Source organism: Methylopila henanensis, from assembly GCF_042681025.1.
In the GTDB taxonomy this organism is placed as follows: Bacteria; Pseudomonadota; Alphaproteobacteria; order Rhizobiales; family Methylopilaceae; genus Methylopila; species Methylopila henanensis.
In genome coordinates this window covers 151,669-168,037 of the sequence record NZ_JBHUER010000010.1, presented here as the reverse complement: position 1 = coordinate 168,037, position 16,369 = coordinate 151,669, and the positions used below count along the sequence as shown (strand labels likewise).

The 16,369-nt window shown below is 72.1% G+C and carries 17 protein-coding genes; 14 read left to right on the top strand and 3 right to left on the bottom strand.

Features of this window, described 5'->3' with window-relative positions:
* Positions 1 to 9: 9 nt before the first annotated feature.
* Genes ACFSCV_RS13880 through ACFSCV_RS13835 form a run of 10 tightly spaced genes read left to right on the top strand, consistent with a single transcriptional unit; the run spans position 10 to position 9,801 of the window.
* Positions 10 to 1,119: an ABC transporter permease gene (locus ACFSCV_RS13880; RefSeq protein ID WP_378800170.1), complete on the top strand. Its 1,110-nt coding sequence runs from the start codon at positions 10 to 12 to the stop codon at positions 1,117 to 1,119.
* Positions 1,116 to 2,042, top strand: a complete 927-nt coding sequence (locus tag ACFSCV_RS13875) for an ABC transporter permease (RefSeq protein WP_378800169.1) — start codon at positions 1,116 to 1,118, stop codon at positions 2,040 to 2,042. The genes ACFSCV_RS13880 and ACFSCV_RS13875 overlap by 4 nt, the downstream gene beginning before the upstream one ends.
* Before the next feature lie 23 nt (positions 2,043 to 2,065).
* On the top strand, positions 2,066 to 2,764 hold the full coding sequence (biuH, locus tag ACFSCV_RS13870; RefSeq protein ID WP_378800743.1) for a biuret amidohydrolase: 699 nt from the start codon (positions 2,066 to 2,068) through the stop codon (positions 2,762 to 2,764).
* Positions 2,764 to 3,819, top strand: a complete 1,056-nt coding sequence (gene atzD / locus ACFSCV_RS13865; protein WP_378800168.1) for a cyanuric acid amidohydrolase — start codon at positions 2,764 to 2,766, stop codon at positions 3,817 to 3,819. Before biuH ends, atzD begins: the two co-directional genes overlap by 1 nt.
* On the top strand, positions 3,816 to 5,330 hold the full coding sequence (locus ACFSCV_RS13860; protein WP_378800167.1) for an ABC transporter ATP-binding protein: 1,515 nt from the start codon (positions 3,816 to 3,818) through the stop codon (positions 5,328 to 5,330). Before atzD ends, ACFSCV_RS13860 begins: the two co-directional genes overlap by 4 nt.
* A 1-nt stretch (position 5,331) precedes the next feature.
* On the top strand, positions 5,332 to 7,140 hold the full coding sequence (gene atzF, locus ACFSCV_RS13855; protein ID WP_378800166.1) for an allophanate hydrolase: 1,809 nt from the start codon (positions 5,332 to 5,334) through the stop codon (positions 7,138 to 7,140).
* A complete protein-coding gene (locus tag ACFSCV_RS13850) occupies positions 7,137 to 7,337 on the top strand; it encodes an AtzG-like protein (protein WP_378800165.1) in 201 nt (66 codons plus the stop codon). The genes atzF and ACFSCV_RS13850 overlap by 4 nt, the downstream gene beginning before the upstream one ends.
* Positions 7,334 to 8,692, top strand: a complete 1,359-nt coding sequence (locus ACFSCV_RS13845) for an AtzE family amidohydrolase (protein WP_378800164.1) — start codon at positions 7,334 to 7,336, stop codon at positions 8,690 to 8,692. The genes ACFSCV_RS13850 and ACFSCV_RS13845 overlap by 4 nt, the downstream gene beginning before the upstream one ends.
* Positions 8,693 to 8,701: 9 nt before the next feature.
* A complete protein-coding gene (gene hpxZ, locus ACFSCV_RS13840; RefSeq protein ID WP_378800163.1) occupies positions 8,702 to 9,085 on the top strand; it encodes an oxalurate catabolism protein HpxZ in 384 nt (127 codons plus the stop codon).
* 29 nt (positions 9,086 to 9,114) lie between these two features.
* Positions 9,115 to 9,801: a cysteine hydrolase family protein gene (locus tag ACFSCV_RS13835; protein ID WP_378800162.1), complete on the top strand. Its 687-nt coding sequence runs from the start codon at positions 9,115 to 9,117 to the stop codon at positions 9,799 to 9,801.
* A 53-nt stretch (positions 9,802 to 9,854) separates the two neighbouring features.
* On the opposite strand, the gene ACFSCV_RS13830 is transcribed toward ACFSCV_RS13835, so the two are convergent.
* Positions 9,855 to 10,325, bottom strand: coding sequence for a DUF488 domain-containing protein (locus ACFSCV_RS13830; protein WP_378800161.1), 471 nt, complete (start codon positions 10,323 to 10,325; stop codon positions 9,855 to 9,857).
* Complete coding sequence (locus tag ACFSCV_RS13825) at positions 10,322 to 10,846, bottom strand: hypothetical protein (protein ID WP_378800160.1); 525 nt, start codon at positions 10,844 to 10,846, stop codon at positions 10,322 to 10,324. The genes ACFSCV_RS13830 and ACFSCV_RS13825 overlap by 4 nt, the downstream gene beginning before the upstream one ends.
* Before the next feature lie 280 nt (positions 10,847 to 11,126).
* Between ACFSCV_RS13825 and ACFSCV_RS13820 the strand changes: the two genes are divergently transcribed.
* The 4 genes from ACFSCV_RS13820 to ACFSCV_RS13805 all read left to right on the top strand — a co-directional run bounded on the left by ACFSCV_RS13820 (position 11,127) and on the right by ACFSCV_RS13805 (position 15,026).
* On the top strand, positions 11,127 to 11,402 hold the full coding sequence (locus ACFSCV_RS13820) for an usg protein (protein WP_378800159.1): 276 nt from the start codon (positions 11,127 to 11,129) through the stop codon (positions 11,400 to 11,402).
* 65 nt (positions 11,403 to 11,467) lie between these two features.
* Positions 11,468 to 13,156, top strand: coding sequence for an NAD+ synthase (locus tag ACFSCV_RS13815; RefSeq protein WP_378800158.1), 1,689 nt, complete (start codon positions 11,468 to 11,470; stop codon positions 13,154 to 13,156).
* Positions 13,153 to 13,677 (top strand): hypothetical protein, encoded by a 525-nt coding sequence (locus ACFSCV_RS13810; RefSeq protein ID WP_378800157.1) that lies wholly within the window; start codon positions 13,153 to 13,155, stop codon positions 13,675 to 13,677. The genes ACFSCV_RS13815 and ACFSCV_RS13810 overlap by 4 nt, the downstream gene beginning before the upstream one ends.
* Before the next feature lie 8 nt (positions 13,678 to 13,685).
* Positions 13,686 to 15,026 (top strand): glutamate--tRNA ligase, encoded by a 1,341-nt coding sequence (locus ACFSCV_RS13805; protein WP_378800156.1) that lies wholly within the window; start codon positions 13,686 to 13,688, stop codon positions 15,024 to 15,026.
* Here ACFSCV_RS13805 and ACFSCV_RS13800 read toward each other — a convergent pair.
* Positions 15,023 to 16,276: a BaiN/RdsA family NAD(P)/FAD-dependent oxidoreductase gene (locus ACFSCV_RS13800; RefSeq protein ID WP_378800155.1), complete on the bottom strand. Its 1,254-nt coding sequence runs from the start codon at positions 16,274 to 16,276 to the stop codon at positions 15,023 to 15,025. The two genes, ACFSCV_RS13805 and ACFSCV_RS13800, sit on opposite strands and share 4 nt — an antisense overlap.
* Positions 16,277 to 16,369 lie beyond the last annotated feature (93 nt).

The following is a 16,369-nucleotide window of genomic DNA, read 5'->3' as shown; positions in this document are numbered from 1 at the left end:
GGAGCGGGGATGGCCGACGTGACCGCCTCTGACGTCCTGGCGCCGCCCCGCCTCGCGGCGGCGCTCGCCTTCACGGCGCGCCGCGCCGAGGGGATCGTGATCCCGCTCGGCGCGCTCGTCGCCGGCATGGCCGCGTTCAGCGTGTTCCTGCTGCTGCTCGGCAAATCCCCCGCCCAGTTCTTCGAGCTGATGTGGCGCGGCGGCTTCGGAAGCTGGTTCTCGATCCAGAACGCGCTGCTCAGGGCGACGCCTCTGCTGCTCGCGGCGCTGTGCGTCGCGCTGCCGGCGCGGCTCGGCCTCACCGTCATCGGCGGCGAGGGCGCGATCGTGCTGGGCGGCGTCGCGGCGGCCGCCTTCGGCCACGCGCTCTCGGGCCTGCCGTACCCGGTCGTCATTCTCGGGATGGGCCTCGCCGCCATGGCGGCCGGCGGCCTGTGGATCGGCGCCGTCGGCGCGCTGCGCCACTACCGCGCGGTCAACGAGACCATCTCCAGCCTGCTGATGGCCTACATCGCCATCGCGCTGATGAACCAGCTCGTCGAGGGCCCGCTGCGCGACCCGGCGTCGCTCAACAAGCCGTCGACCCATCCGCTCGACGCCGCCTACCGCATCGGGCCGATGCCGGGCATGGACGTGCACTGGGGGCTCGCGGTCGGCGTCGTCGCCTGCGTCGCCTGCTGGGTGCTGATCGACAAGACGCGCTGGGGCTTCGCCGCGCGGGTGGCGGGCGGCAACGTCCGCGCCGCGCAGATCCAGGGCCTTGCGGTCGGGCCGCTGATCGTCGGCTTCTGCGCGCTCGCCGGCGCGCTCGCAGGCCTCGCCGGCATGTTCGAGGTCGCGGCGGTGCAGGGCTCCGCCAACGCCTCGCTCGCCGCCGGCTACGGCTACGCCGGCATCCTGGTCGCCTTCCTCGCCCGGCAGAGCCCGCTCGGCTGCATTCCGGTCGCGTTCCTGCTCGGCGGCATCGCCGCGGCGGGCGGCCTGATCCAGCGCCGCATGGGCCTGCCCGACGCCACCATCCTGGTGCTGCAGGGCATGCTCTTCATCGTCGTGCTGATGAGCGACACGCTCTACGGCCGCTTCAAGATCTTCAACCCCGACCGCTGGGCGAGGGCGTGATGGAGAACGACATCGGCCTCTGGGGCGTGCCCCTCGCCGTGCTCGGCGGCGCGATCCGGGTCTCGACCCCGTTCATCTTCGTGAGCCTCGGCGAGGCGATCACCGAGCGCTCGGGCCGCATCAATCTGGGCCTCGAGGGCACGCTCGTCTTCGGCGCCATGGCGGCCTACGCCGTCGCGGTCGAGACCGGCTCGCCCTGGCTCGGCGTGCTCGCGGCGATGGTCGCGGGCTCGGGCTTCGGCCTGCTGCACGGCTGGATCTGCTCGTTCCCGCGCGTCAACGACATCGCGGTCGGCATCGCGCTGATGCTGTTCGGGATGGGCCTCGCCTTCTTCTTCGGCAAACCGTACATCCAGCCCTCCGCCCCACACCTGCCTGCGATCCCGCTCGGCGACTGGTCGTCGATCCCGCAGGTGCGCGCGGCGCTCAACGTCAACGCGCTGTTCGTCATCGGCGCCGCGCTGGCGCTGTTCCTGTGGTGGGCGTTCAAGAACACGAAGCTCGGCCTGATCGTGCGGGTGATCGGCGACAGCGCCGACTCGGCCCGCGCCATGGGCCTGTCGCCGACGACGGTGCGCCTGTTCGCGACCGCCGCCGGCAGCGCGCTCGCGGCGGTCGGCGGCGCCTACCTCTCGCTCTACTACCCCGGAAGCTGGAACGAGCGCATCTCGTCGGGCCAGGGCCTGATGGCGGTCGCGCTCGTCATCTTCGCGCGCTGGAACCCGCTCGGCTGCTTCGCGGCGGCGCTGCTGTTCGGCGGCGCGGGCGCGCTCGGGCCGGCTCTGCAGTCGGTCGGCGTCACCCAAGGCTACTACCTGTTCTACGCCGCGCCTTACATCCTCACCCTCGTCATCATGATCGCCACCTCCTCGCCGGGCCGGCAGCTCGCCGGCGCGCCGGGCGAGCTGTCGATCACCAAGTGAAAGCCGGAGCCAGCGCCATGAACATGCACGCTCGCCTCGACCAGCAGCGCTTCGTGGAGGCCGACCCCTACCGATGGCCCTACAACGGCGATTTGCGGCCCGAAAACACCGCGCTCATCGTCATCGACATGCAGACCGACTTCTGCGCCCCCGGGGGCTATGTCGACGGCATGGGCTACGACCTCAGCCTCACCCGCGCGCCGATCGAGCCGATCAAGCGCGTGCTCACGGCGATGCGAGCCGGCGGCTACCACATCTTCCACACCCGCGAGGGGCACCGGCCGGACCTCGCGGACCTGCCCGAGAACAAGCGCTGGCGGTCGCGCCAGTTCGGCGCCGGCATCGGCGACGCCGGCCCCTGCGGGCGCATCCTCGTGCGCGGCGAGCCGGGCTGGGAGATCATTCCGGAGCTAGCGCCGCTCAAAGGCGAGCCGGTCATCGACAAGCCCGGCAAGGGCTCGTTCTGCGCCACCGACCTCGAGCTCATCCTGAAGCAGCGCCGCATCGACAACATCGTGCTGACCGGCGTGACCACCGACGTCTGCGTCCACACCACCATGCGCGAGGCCAACGACCGCGGCTTCGAGTGCGTGATGCTGGAGGACTGCTGCGCCGCGACCGACCGGGGCAACCACGAGGCCGCGCTCAAGATGATCAAGATGCAGGGCGGCGTGTTCGGCGCGGTCGCGACCTCGGCGAGCCTGATCGAGGCGATCTCCTGATGGCGTCGAGGCGCGCCGTCGTGCGTCGCGTGCCCGCCTCCGGGCCGGACGACGTCTCCGGCGTCGAGGCGCTGTTCGGGCAGGGGCTCGATCCGGCCTCCGTCGTGGCGGTGCTCGGCAAGACGGAAGGCAACGGCTGCGTCAACGACTTCACGCGGGGGTACGCCACGCGCTGCTTCGAAGACCTGTTCGCCCGCCACGGCGCGGGCGGCGCGGCGATCGTGATGTCCGGCGGCACCGAGGGCGCGCTCTCGCCGCACTGGACGGTGTTCGCCCGCGAGGAGGTGGACGACGAGCCCGAGGGCGCGCTCGCGATCGGCGTCGCCCGCACCGCGGCGGTCGCCGCCGAGGCCCTCGGCCGGCGCGCGCACGCCGAGATGGTCGCGGACGGCGTGCGCCGCGCCATGGCCGACGCCGGCGTGACGGACGCGGCCGACGTCCATTTCGTGCAGGTGAAGTGCCCGCTGCTGACCATGGCGCGCGCCGAAGCGGCCGAGGCGCGCGGCGCGACGACTGCGACGCGGGACACGCTCAAGTCCATGGGGCTTTCGCGCGGGGCGTCGGCGCTCGGCGTCGCGGCCGCGCTCGGCGAGATCGAGCTGGACCGGCTGTCCGACGACGACGTCTGCGGCGACTACGGCCTGTTCTCCTCCTGCGCGTCCGCCTCGTCCGGGGTGGAGCTGCTGGACAACGAGATCGTGGTGCTCGGCATGAGCGCGGCGTGGTCCGGGCCGCTCGCAATCGACCACGCCGTGATGCGCGACGCGATCGACGTCCGCTCGGTCGCCGCGGTTCGCGAGCGGATGGGGCCGGGCGCGCTGGTCGCGGCGCTGGCGAAAGCGGAGGCCGATCCCTCGGGGCTGGTCCGCGGGCGCCGCCACACCATGCTCGACGATTCCGACATCGCCTCGACCCGCCACGCCCGCGCCTTCGTCGGCGGCGCGCTCGCGGGGCTCTTGGGCGAGACCGAGATCTACGTCTCCGGCGGCGCCGAACATCAGGGGCCGCCCGGCGGCGGCCCGGTCGCCATCATCCTCGACAGGAGCGGTTCATGAGCGACGCTGTCGCCGTCGAAGCGGTCGGCATGACGATGCGGTTCGGGGCCTTCACGGCGCTCGACGATGTCTCCATCAAGGTCCCGGCCGGCTCGTTCCACGCGCTGCTCGGCGAGAACGGCGCGGGTAAGTCGACGCTCGTCAAATGCATGATGGGCTTCTACACGCCGACCTCCGGGCAGATGCTGGTGGATTCCAAGGAAGCGTTGATCCGCAACCCTAAGGACGCCGCCAGTTTCGGGCTCGGCATGGTCTACCAGCACTTCACGCTGGTCCCGTCGCTGACCGGCGCCGAGAACCTCGTCATCTCGCGCGAGGACGCGCCGCGGGTGATCGACTGGCGCAAGGAGCGCAAGGCGCTCGCCGCCTTCATGGAGACGATGCCGTTCAAGATTCCTCTGGACCAGCCGGTCTCGGCGCTCGCGGCTGGCGAGAAGCAGAAGCTCGAGATCGTCAAGCAGCTCTATCTCGGCCGCCGCTTCATCGTGCTCGACGAGCCGACCTCGGTGCTGACGCCGAACGAGGCGGAGGAGATGCTGGGCCTCGTGCGCGGCATGACCCAGGCCGGCGCGCTGACCGTGCTGATGATCAGCCACAAGTTCCACGAGGTGACGTCGTTCTGCGACGACGTCACGGTGCTGCGCAAGGGCCGCCGCACCGGCGGCGGGCGCATCGCCGATCTCGACCGCAAGCAGATGGCGGCGATGATGATCGGCGACCAGCCGATCGTCGCCCTCGACAGCCGGTCCGAGACGCCGGCGGACGCGACGCCCGTGCTGACGGTGAAGCAGCTCAAGGCCAAGGACCGCACGGGGCTGAAGTCGATCGCGATCGACGGGCTCGAGGTGCGGGCCGGCGAGATCGTCGGGATCGCCGGCATCTCCGGCAACGGCCAGAAGGAGTTCCTGGAGACCATCGCCGGGCAGCGGGCGCGCGAGGGCGGCGCCGTGGTGGTCAAGGACACGGTCTATGACGCAAGCCGCGCCCAGTCGCGCGCGCTCAACGTCCGCTTCATCCCGGAGGAGCCGCTTCGCAACGCCTGCGCCCCCCGGATGACGGTGGCGGAGAACATCGCCTTCCGCACCTTCGACCTCAACGCGGACGGCAAGCCGGTCGCCTGGATCAGCGCGCGCGCGATCCGCGCCTACGCGACGCGGCTGATCGAGCAGTTCAAGGTCAAGACCGCCTCGCTGTCGTCGCCGATCCAGTCGCTCTCCGGCGGCAATGTGCAGCGCGCCGTGCTCGCCCGCGAACTCACCGGCCAGGTCGACCTGCTGGTGGTGTCGAACCCGTGCTTCGGGCTCGATTTCGCGGCGGTGGCGGAAATCCGCGCGCGCATCATGAAGGCCCGGAACGGCGGCGCCGCGGTGCTGCTGATGTCCGAGGACCTCGACGAACTCCTCGAGCTGTCGGACCGCATCTTCGTGATGTCGGACGGCGCGCTCGTCTACGAAACGCCGATCGCGCAGGCCGACGTGCATGTCATCGGCGAACACATGGCAGGGCATTGAAATGACGACGCCGCTTGGGGAACTCCGGTTCGATCTCGCCTCGCTGGCGGCCGCCTACGCCGGCGGCCTGTCGCCGGTCGACGTGGTCGACGAGGTGTTCGCCCGCATCGAGGCCTGCGGCGACGCAGGCATCTTCATCTCGATCCCGGACCGCGCGACCGCCCGCGCGGCGGCGGCGGCGCTTGGGAGCGCGCCGGACGGGCGCCCGCTCTGGGGCGTTCCGTTCGCGGTGAAGGACAACATCGACGTCGCGGGCGCGCCGACGACCGCCGCCTGTCCGGACTTCGCCCATGAGGCGGCGGAGGACGCGGTCGCCGTGGCGCGGCTGAAGGCGGCGGGGGCGATCCCGGTCGGCAAGACCAATCTCGACCAGTTCGCGACCGGCCTCGTCGGCCTGCGCTCGCCCTACCAGCCGCCGCTGAACGCAGTCGATCCCGCGCTCGTGCCGGGCGGGTCGAGCTCCGGCTCCGCGGTCGCGGTGGCCCGCGGTCTCGTCAGCTTCGCGCTCGGCACCGACACCGCCGGCTCCGGCCGCGTGCCCGCGGGCCTCAACAACATCGTGGGCCTCAAGCCCACGGTCGGGGCCGTGCCGACCAAGGGCGTGCTGCCGGCCTGCCGGACGCTCGACTGCGTGTCGGTGTTCGCGCAGTCGGTCGACGACGCCTACCGCGCGTTCGCGGCGATGGCGGGGTTGGAGCCGTCCGATCCGTTCTCGCGCTCCGTTCCGACTGCGGCCGTCGGCCCGGCTCCGGCGCGCTTCCGCGTCGGCGTCCCGACGCCCGCGAGCCGCAGCTTCGGGGGCGACGCCGGCGCCGAAGCCGCCTTCGTCGCCACGCTCGAGGATGTCCGCGCGCTCGGCGGCGAGATCGTCGAGCTCGACTTCGAGCCGTTCTTCGCGGTGGCGAGCCTGCTCTACAACGGCCCGTTCGTGGCCGAACGCTACGAGGCCATCCGCAGCTTCATCGAGAGCCGACCGGAAGCCCTGCACCCGGTGACGCGCAAGATCATCGAGAGCGCGCGCCGCTTCGACGCCGCGAGCGCCTTCGGCGGGCTCTACGAGCTCGCCGCCATGCGGAGGACGCTCGCGCCAAGCCTCGGCGCGGTCGACATGCTGCTGGTGCCGACCTTCCCGCGCCCGCGCACCGTCGCCGAGGTGACCGAGCATCCGGTCGGCCTGAACAGCGAGTTCGGCACCTACACCAACTTCGTCAATCTGCTCGATCTCTGCGCGCTGGCGGTCCCCGGCCGCCCTCGCGCCGACGGGTTGCCGGCGGGCGTGACCCTGATCGCGGAGGCCGGCGCGGACGCGCGGATCGCCGCGGTCGGCGAGCGGCTGCACGCCATGGGCGGCACGTCGATCGGCGCGCTCGGCCTGCCTGCGCCCTCCGCTCCGGAGCATGCGCCGGCGCCGGCGCCGGACGAGATCGAGATGGTGGTCGTCGGCGCCCATCTGTCGGGCATGGCGCTCAACGGCGAGCTGACCCGCCACGGCGGCCGCTTCCTGCGCGCGGTCGACACCGCGCCGCTCTATCGCCTGTTCGCGCTGCCCGGCAAGGTCGCCCGGCCAGGATTGCTGCGGGTCGGGGAGGGCGGCTCCGCGATCGCGACCGAAGTCTGGGCCCTGCCGGCTTCTGCGGTCGGGCCTTTCATCGCCGGCGTCCCGTCACCGCTCGGCTTCGGCACGCTCGTCCTCGCCGACGGCTCGACCGCGCTCGGCTTCCTGGTCGAGCCCAAGGGCGTGGAGGGCGCGGACGACATCACCCGCTTCGGCGGCTGGCGCGCCTACATGCGCGAGAGGGCCGCGGCATGAGCGCCGTCCCGCCGCTCTCGCCGGCCGAACTCGAGGCGCATCTCGACGCGGCGACCGCGCTGCTCGGCCTGACCGTCGCGCCGGAGTCCCGCGCCTCGACCCTCGCCCATCTCGCCGCGACGATGGCCGCGGCGCGTCTCGTGTCCCGCTTCGCGTTCGACGACGAGCTGGAGCCTGCCCCGGTGTTCCGTCCATGACCGCGTCCGCATCCGTCAAATCCCCATCGTCCGGCGCCATGGAGCAGACGGTTTCCGCGGCGCTCGCGAGAATCGCGGCGCATGACGGCCGTGTCGGCGCCTTCACCGACGTCACCGCCGACCGTGCGGTGGCGGCGGCGCGCGCGCAGGACGCCTCCGGCGCCGACGGACCGCTCGCGGGCGTCACCTTCGCGGCGAAGAACCTGTTCGACATCGCCGGCCTGCCGACCCGCGCCGGATCGAAGATCAACCGCGAACGCGCCCCGGCGGAGCGCGACGCGGAGCTCGTCCGCCGCATGGAGGCGGCCGGCGCGGTCCTGCTCGGCGGGCTGAACATGGGCGAGTACGCCTATGACTTCACCGGCGAGAACGTCCATGACGGCCCGTCGCGCAACCCGCACGACCTGACCCGCATGACCGGCGGCTCCTCCGGCGGCTCGGGCGCCGCGGTCGCGGCCGGCTTCGTCGACGTGGCGCTGGGCTCGGACACCAACGGCTCGATCCGCGTGCCGTCGGCCCTGTGCGGCTGCTTCGGCCTGAAGCCGACCTACGGCCGGCTGACCCGCGCCGGGACCTTTCCCTTCGTCCACAGCTTCGACCATGTCGGGCCGCTGGCCCGCTCCGTGTGGCTGCTGTCGCTTGCCTATGACGCGATGCAGGGGCCGGACTCAGCCGACGCCGCGACGACCACGCGCGATCCGGAGCCCGCGACCGCGTCGCTGGAGGACGGCGTCGCTGGCCTGCGGATCGCGACGCTCGGCGGCTATTTCGCCGAGAAGGGCGAGCCCGACTGCTTCGAGGCGGTGGCGCGCGTCGCGAACAGCCTCGGCGCGGACCGGGTCGTCACCTTGCCCGAGGCGGCGCGCGCCCGCGCGGCGGCCTATGTGATCTCCGCGACCGAGGGAGCGGCGCTGCATCTCGACCGGCTAAGGACGCGGCCGGACGACTTCGACCCCGCGGTGCGCGACCGCCTGATCGCGGGAGCGACGGTGCCGGCCGCCTTCGTCGCGCAGGCGCAGCGCTTCCGCCGCTGGTTCGCCGGCGCCGTCGCGAAGGCGTTCGAGGACGTCGACATCCTGATCGCGCCGGCGACGCCCTGCCGCGCGCCGAAGCTCGGCCAGACCACCTTCACGCTCGACGGCGAGACCATGCCGGTGCGCCCGAACCTCGGCCTGTTCACCCAGCCGATCTCGTTCATCGGCCTGCCGGTCGCGGCCGCGCCCGTCTGGCTCGACGACGGCCTGCCGCTCGGCGTGCAGATCATCGCGCCGCCGTGGCGGGAGGCGGACGCCCTGCGGGTCGCCCGCGCGCTGGAGCGCGACGGCGTCGCCGGCGTTCGCGCCCCGGCGTTTTAGGAGGCGACGTTGGAGATCGACATTCCCGAGGTGAAGGCCGAGGTCGAGGCCGTGTTCGCGGCCTACGAAGCCGCGCTCGTCGGCAACGACGTGCCGACGCTCGAGGCGCTGTTCCGCGACGATCCGCTGACGCTGCGCTACGGCGGCGGCGAGAACCTCTACGGCATGGACGCGATCCGCGCGTTCCGGCGGGCGCGCTCGCCGCAGGGCCTCGCGCGCGCGCTAGAACGCACGCTGATCACCACCTACGGCCGCGATTTCGCGGTCGCCAACACGCTGTTCCGCCGCGACGGCGCGCCGGGCCGGATCGGCCGGCAGAGCCAGACCTGGGTCCGCTTTCCCGACGGATGGAAGGTCGTCGCGGCCCATGTGAGCGTGATCGACGAGGCCTGACCGCCTCATTCCCGGACGAGGAGTGCGCCGTGATCGAAATCGCAGCAGAGCCGCAGCCCATCCTCGTCGATCTCGCGAGGACGGCGCTCATCATCATCGACATGCAGCGCGATTTTTTGGAGCCGGGGGGCTTCGGCGAAACGCTCGGAAACGACGTCGGCCGCCTCGCCGCCGCGGTGGGGCCGTGCCAGGCGATCCTCGCGGCGGCGCGCGGCGCGGGCCTGCTGGTGGTCCACACCCGCGAAGGCCACCGGCCGGACCTCTCCGACGCGCCGAAGGCCAAGGTCGAGCGCGGGGACCCGTCGCTGCGCATCGGCGCGCCCGGCCCGATGGGCCGCATCCTGATCCGCGGCGAGGCCGGCCACGACATCATCGCCGACCTTGCGCCGGCTCCCGGAGAGCCGGTGATCGACAAGCCGGGCAAGGGCGCGTTCTACCAGACCGATCTGGAGCTGATGCTGCGGAACCGCGGGATCGACACGCTGCTCGTCTGCGGCGTCACCACCGAGGTCTGCGTCAACACCACGGTGCGCGAGGCGAACGACCGCGGCTACCGCTGCGTGGTCCTCGGCGACTGCTGCGCCTCCTACTTCGCGGAGTTCCACGAATACGGGCTGAAGATGATCAAGGCGCAGGGCGGCATCTTCGGCTGGGTGTCCGATTCCGCCTCCGCCATCGCCGCGATCTCCGCCGGAACCGCGCGCTCGGCGGCCTGAGGGGCGGTCGAGAAGTCGTCGACGGCAGGCGCTCTCGAGAGGAGAGCAAAGGGTCAACCCGGAACGAAGCTCGCCGGCAGCGGGTGCAGATGCGCGATCGTGACGTCGTCGAGCGTCGCGTCGACGCGTTCGGCGATCATCTGCCGGTGGCAGTGCTCCGGCTCGCGCTCGAAGCAGAGCAGGCACAGCCGGCGGCCGTTTCGCACGAGCTCCTTCAGGTCGCGCAGTTCACCTTGAGCGCCTTCGGTGCGCAGGTGCTCCTCGAAGATCGCCCGCATCTCGGCGTGACGCCCGGCGCGGGCCGCGGCCCGCCCGTCCGCCGGCGTGCCGAGGGCGCGCAGGTGCAGATAGCCGACGCCGCGCTCGTCCAGTCCCGCCGCGAGGGCGCGCTTGGAGAAGCCCGGCCGGCGGGAGTTCGCCACCGCCCGCACGTCCACCAGCACCTCGACGCCGGCCTCCACCAGCGCGTCGGCGAGCGCCGAAGGCGTCGCGCCCTCGTAGCCGATCGTGAACAGTTCGCTCATTTCACCTCGCACGCCCAGATCGCGCGGATCTTGGCGGTGAAGCGCACGGCGGGATAGCCCTCATAGAACTCGGGTATCACGAAGGTCGCGGTCGAGGAGGGCGGCGCGAGGCCCGTGCCGGTCAGGGTCAGCTCCTGCAGCTCCAGGGTCTGGGTCGAGACCTCGATCCGGGTCAGCGCCTTGTCGGGGTAGGGGTTCACCACGTCCCACAGGAAGATGTTCGACTGCACCCGGTAGGACGGGCTTGCGGCGCGCACGTCGCGAAACTGCTCGAGGCTGAGCCGCTCGGCCTTGCACGTCTGCAGGCGGGCGGGGTCTACGCCGGCGCTCGCCATCCGGTCGGCGGACTGGGCGTCGCAGGTCGCGCGGCATTCGCGGGCGAAGTCCTTCGCGGCGATGTCGTCGGTGTCGCCCTGCATCTTCGAGCCGAAGCAGTCGTTGAAGCAGCCGGCGCGCGCCTCGGGCGCAGCCGTAGCCAAGGCGGCGGCCATGAAGGCGAAGGCGAGGGCGGCGGAGCGCATCGGGACCGTCTCTTGTTGTTGTCGGCGCGGGAGCCAAGACGACATACGGCGGCGGCTCCCTTACGGATCGACGAATGCTTGCGCCCCTGCTGGCACTCGCCGTGGAATGCTGCTAACAACATGATATCAATAGATTTTTAACTTTAGAGAATTGTCATGATCGGTGTCGACGTCTCAACATGAGGTTAGGGCGCGCTGGCGACCGCGCCCGCCAGCGAGGGAGTTCGAAATGAGCGGACGCGGAATCTCCTCAACCCCCGACGAAACGACGAAACCGGCCTTGACGCGGCCGACGGGCGAGTTCGCCCGCCAGCTCGACGGCTTCGGCCTGACGACCGCCGAGATTCTCTATCGGTTGCCGGACCATCCGGCGCTGCTGCAGGCCTATGTCTGGCAGGAGTACGACCGGGCGCCGGACTACCCGGTCCTGCGCTCCTTCCTCGACTGGTGGCGGCGCGAGATCGAGGGGATGCTTCATTCCGTGCGCGTCGGGCACAAGGCGCTGATCGGCCCGGCCGATTTCCGGCCGGTGCGCGCCGAAATCCGCTTGAACTGAGGACGGCGCGCTTCACCGTCCTCGCCGCGATTGCGGCGGGGGCGGCTTGGCGCTAGACGGGCGGCATGGCCGCAGCCCACACGCCCGACACGCTCCGCATCGCGCTCGCCCAGGCGAATCCGGTCATGGGCGACGTGCGCGGCAACCTCGCGCTCGCCCGCCGTCTCCGCGCCGAGGCCGCGGGGCAGGGCGCGGACGTGGTGATGTTCTCGGAGCTGTTCCTCGCCGGCTATCCGCCGGAGGACCTGGTGCTGAAGCCGTCCTTCCAGGAGGCCTGCCGCGCCGCGCTCGACGAACTCGCCGCCGACACCGCCGACGGCGGGCCGGACGTGCTGATCGGCCTGCCATGGAAGGACGAACGCGGGCTCTACAACGCCTACGCCCACCTCGCCGGCGGCGCGGTGGCGGGCGTGCGCTACAAGGTCGACCTGCCCAATTACGGCGTGTTCGACGAGAAGCGCGTGTTCGCGGCCGGTCCCCTGCCGGGGCCGATCGCGGTGCGGGGCGTGCGCGTCGGCGTGCCTGTCTGCGAGGACATCTGGGGCGACGAGGTGGTCGACTGCCTCGTCGAGACCGGCGCCGAGATCCTGCTCGTGCCGAACGGTTCGCCGTACTGGCGCGGCAAGGCGGAGACGCGACTGAACGTTGTCGCCGCCCGCGTGGTCGAAAGCGGGCTGCCGCTCGTCTACCTCAACCAGATCGGCGGCCAGGACGAGCTTGTCTTCGACGGCGGCTCCTTCGCGCTCAACGCCGACTGCTCGCTCGCCTTCCAGATGCGCGGCTTCGTGGACGAGGTCGTCACCACGGTCTGGCGTAAGGGCGCGGACGGCCGCTGGGCTTGCGAGGGCGGGCCGAAGGCGACGCTGGAGGAGGGCGACCGGGCCGACTATCGCGCCTGCGTGCTGGGCCTCCGCGACTATGTGAACAAGTCGGGCTTTCCCGGCGTGGTGCTCGGCCTGTCCGGCGGGATCGACTCGGCGCTCTGCGCCGCGATGGCGGTCGACGCGCTGGGGCCCGAGCGCGTGCGCTGCGTGATGCTGCCCTACCGTTTCACGTCCGACGACAGCCTGCGGGACGCGGACGCTTGCGCCCGCGCGCTCGGCGTCCGGTACGACACACTGCCGATCGCGCCCGCGGTCGAGGGCTTCGAGGCCGTGCTGGCGCCGCTGTTCGAAGGCCGCGACCGCGACGTCACCGAGGAAAACCTGCAGAGCCGCGCCCGCGGCATGCTGCTGATGTCGATCTCCAACAAGTTCGGGCCGATGGTCGTGACCACCGGCAACAAGTCCGAGATGTCCGTCGGCTACGCCACGCTCTACGGCGACATGAACGGCGGCTTCAACCCGATCAAGGACCTCTACAAGACGCAGGTGTTCCGTCTCTCGGCGCTCCGGAACGGCTGGAAGCCGGAGGACGCGCTCGGGCCGGACGGCGAGGTGATCCCGGTCGCGATCATCGACAAGCCGCCGACCGCCGAGCTGCGTGAGAACCAGAAGGACGCCGACAGCCTGCCGCCCTACGACGTGCTCGACGCGATCCTGATCGGACTTGTCGAGGACGAGCGGCGCGTCGCCGACCTGGTGGCGGACGGCTTCGACGAGGAGACCGTGCGCAAGGTCGAGCGGCTGCTCTATCTCGCCGAATACAAGCGCCGGCAGGCCGCGCCCGGCGTGAAGGTGACGGCGCGCAACTTCGGGCGCGATCGCCGCTATCCCATCGTCAACCGCTTCCGCGATCCCGGAGCGGCGAGGTGAAGGCGGCCGCGGCCCTCGCCATGCTCGCGGCGCTGTCGGGACAGGCCGACGCCGCCGGCTGCACGCTGGGCGCCGCCACCTACCGGCCGGCGGAAGGCGAGACGGCGGCGCTCCGCTTCGCGCCAATCAGCCGCGCCAGCGCCGAGAGCCCGTTCGGTTTCGCCATGTCGCTCGGCTCCGGCGCGCAGTACCGCTTCCGGCTCGCCGCCGCCACCGGCACGGGCGAAAGCTACGCCGAGCTCGTCCTCGATCAGCGCCGCGCCTCGAAGACGCCGACGACGCCCGGCGGGCGCATCGGCGCCCGGTCCGAGGCCGAGGCGCAGGACGACGACGCCCCAGCCTCGCCGATCCACTTCTTCGACGAGCGCTTCCGGCGCGCGGAGCCCGCCGGGCTCGACGCCCCCGCGCCGGCGGCGGTGTTCCTCCCCGAGCTGCAGCGCGCCTTCGCCTACTGGAGCGGCAATCCCGACCCGGAGCTGACGCCGACCGGCGGCATGTGGCTCCGCGACTGCGGCCGGTGAGCGCCGGCATGGCCGTCTACCGCTTCGCGCCGTCGCCGACCGGCTTCCTCCATCTCGGCAACGCCCGCACGCTGCTGCTGAACGCGCTGATGGCGCGCAAGCAGGCCGCGCGCTTCGTGCTCCGGCTCGACGACACCGACCGCGCCCGTGTGCGTGAGGAGTATGTCGAGGGCATCCGCGAGGATCTCGCCTGGCTCGGCCTGGCGCCGGACGACGAGGTCCGGCAGTCTGATCGCGGCGACGCCTATGTCGCGGCGTTCGACCGGCTGGTCGCGGAGGGCAGGGTCTATCCCGCCTATGAGAGCGAGCCGGAGCTCGAACTCGCCCGCAAGCTCGCTCGCGCCTCCGGCCGCCCGCCGGTCTACGACCGCGCCGCGCTCCGTTTGACCGACGAGCGCCGCGCCGCGCTCGAGGCCGAGGGGCGGCGCCCGCACTGGCGCTTCCGTCTGTCGGGCGGCCGCGTCGAATGGCCGGACGGCGTGCGCGGGCTGCAGGGCTTCGACCTCTCCAGCCTGTCGGACCCGGTCGTCCGACGCGACGACGGCTCGTTCCTCTACGTCTTCACGAGCGTCGTCGACGACGCCGGCATGGGCGTGACCGCTGTGGTCCGCGGCGAGGACCATGTGGCCAACACCGCGGCGCAGATCGACATGTTCGCGGCGCTCGGCGCCCCGCCGCCGGCCTTCGCCCATCACAACCTGCTGACCTCCGCCGATGGGGCCGGACTGTCGAAGCGCGAGGGCAGCCTGTCGCTCCGAGCGCTGCGGGAGCAGGGAATCGAGCCGCTCGCGGTCGCGGCCTACGCCGTGCTGATCGGCTCGGCGGAGGCGGTGCGGCCGGTCTCCTCGCTCGACGAACTGGCGGGCCTGGTCGAGCTTTCGCGGCTGTCGCGCGCTCCGGCCCGCGTCGACATGGAGGAGCTAGCGGCGCTGTCCGCCAAGACGCTGCACGCCTTGCCGTATGACGCCGTCGCCGATCGTCTTGACGCCCTCGGCGTCGAAGGCGGGCCCGCGTTCTGGGAGGCGGTGCGCGGCAACCTCGCCACGCTCGGGGAGGCGGCCGACTGGTGGCGCATCGCGACCCGTCCGCTTAAGCCCGACGCCCCGCGGCCCGCGCCGGAGGACGCCGGTCTCGTCGCCGAAGCCCTGGCGCTGCTGCCGGCCGAGCCGTGGGACGAGGCGACCTGGAAGGCGTGGACCTCCGCGGTCTCCGCCGCCACGGGCGCCAAAGGCCGCGCGCTGTTCGCGCCGCTGAGAGTCGCGCTGACCGGCGAGCCGCACGGCCCGGAGCTCGCGAAGCTGCTGCCGTTCATCGGCCGCGCGCGGGCGGCGGAGCGGCTGTCGGCTTAAGTCCCCGAACGCCCGGCGAGCCAGCTCGCCGCGCCGTCCGCCGCGGCGACGGCGGTGGCGAAGGTCGCCTGCAGCAGGTAGCCGCCGGTCGGGGCCTCCCAGTCCAGCATCTCGCCGGCGACGAAGCATCCCGGCCGGCGCGTCAGCATGAAGCGGTCGTCGATCTCACCGAAGGGCACGCCGCCGGCGGTGGAGATGGCGCGCTCGAGGCCCTTCGTCCCGACGAGTTCGAGCGGCAGAGCCTTGATCCTCCGCGCGAGCGCCGGCGGCTCCGACGGGAGCGACGGCAGGCCTTCGCGCAGCAGGGCGGCGGCGATCGGCGCGAGGCCCGCGGCCTTGCGGAGATGGGTGGAAAGCGAGCGCCCGCCGCGCGGCGCGGAAAGGCGTCGGACCAGCTCCTCCTCGGCGAGGTCCGGCCTGAGATCGAGCATGGGCCGCGCCGCGCCGTCGCGGTCGATCGCGTCGCGCAGACGGGCGGAGAGCGCGTAGACCGCGCCGCCCTCAATTCCGTCTGAGGTCAGGATGGCTTCGCCGCGGACCGTGGCGCCCTCGAAGCTCAGGGCGATGCGCTTCAGCGGCTCGCCCTCGAAGCGCTCGACGAGGACGGGCGACCAGCGCGCCAGGAAGCCGCAGTTCGACGGCCGGAGCGGGGCGGAGGGAACGCCGGCCTGCGCGAAGGGAGCGACCCAGGAGCCGTCGCCGCCGAGCCGCGGCCAGCTCGCGCCGCCGAGCGCGAACACGACCGCGTCGGCATGGACCGTCTCGACGCCGTCCGGTCCCTCGAAGGCGAGCGCGCCGTCGTCCGTCCATCCGGTCCAGCGCCGGCCCGCCCGGAGTTGAACGCCCAGGCCGTCGAGCCGGCGCAGCCACGCCCGCAGCAGCGGCGACGCCTTGAACGAGCGTGGAAACACGCGGCCGCTGGAGCCCACGAAGGTCTCGACGCCGAGGCCTTCGCACCAGGCGATCAGGTCGGCGGCGGAGAAGCGCGCGAGCGCCGGTTCGAGCGCGGCGCGCGCCGCGCCGTAGCGGCCGAGGAAGGCCTCGGTCGGCTCGGAATGGGTGAGGTTCAGGCCGCCGCGGCCGGCCAGCAGGAACTTTCTTGCGACCGAAGGCATGCGCTCGAACAGCGTCGGCCGGAATCCGAGGCTCGCGAGCCGCTCCGCCGCCATAAGCCCCGCGGGCCCGCCGCCGACGACGCAGACGACAGGCGGCGTGGAGAGCCCGACTTCGGAAGCGGATTGAAAGGTCATCGACGTCCTCGGCCGCGATCGGCCGGGAGGTTAACCGTCTACGGGCGATCTGATTCTCTTTTCCTTAAGCCGCTGTTGATAGACGGAAGCCAT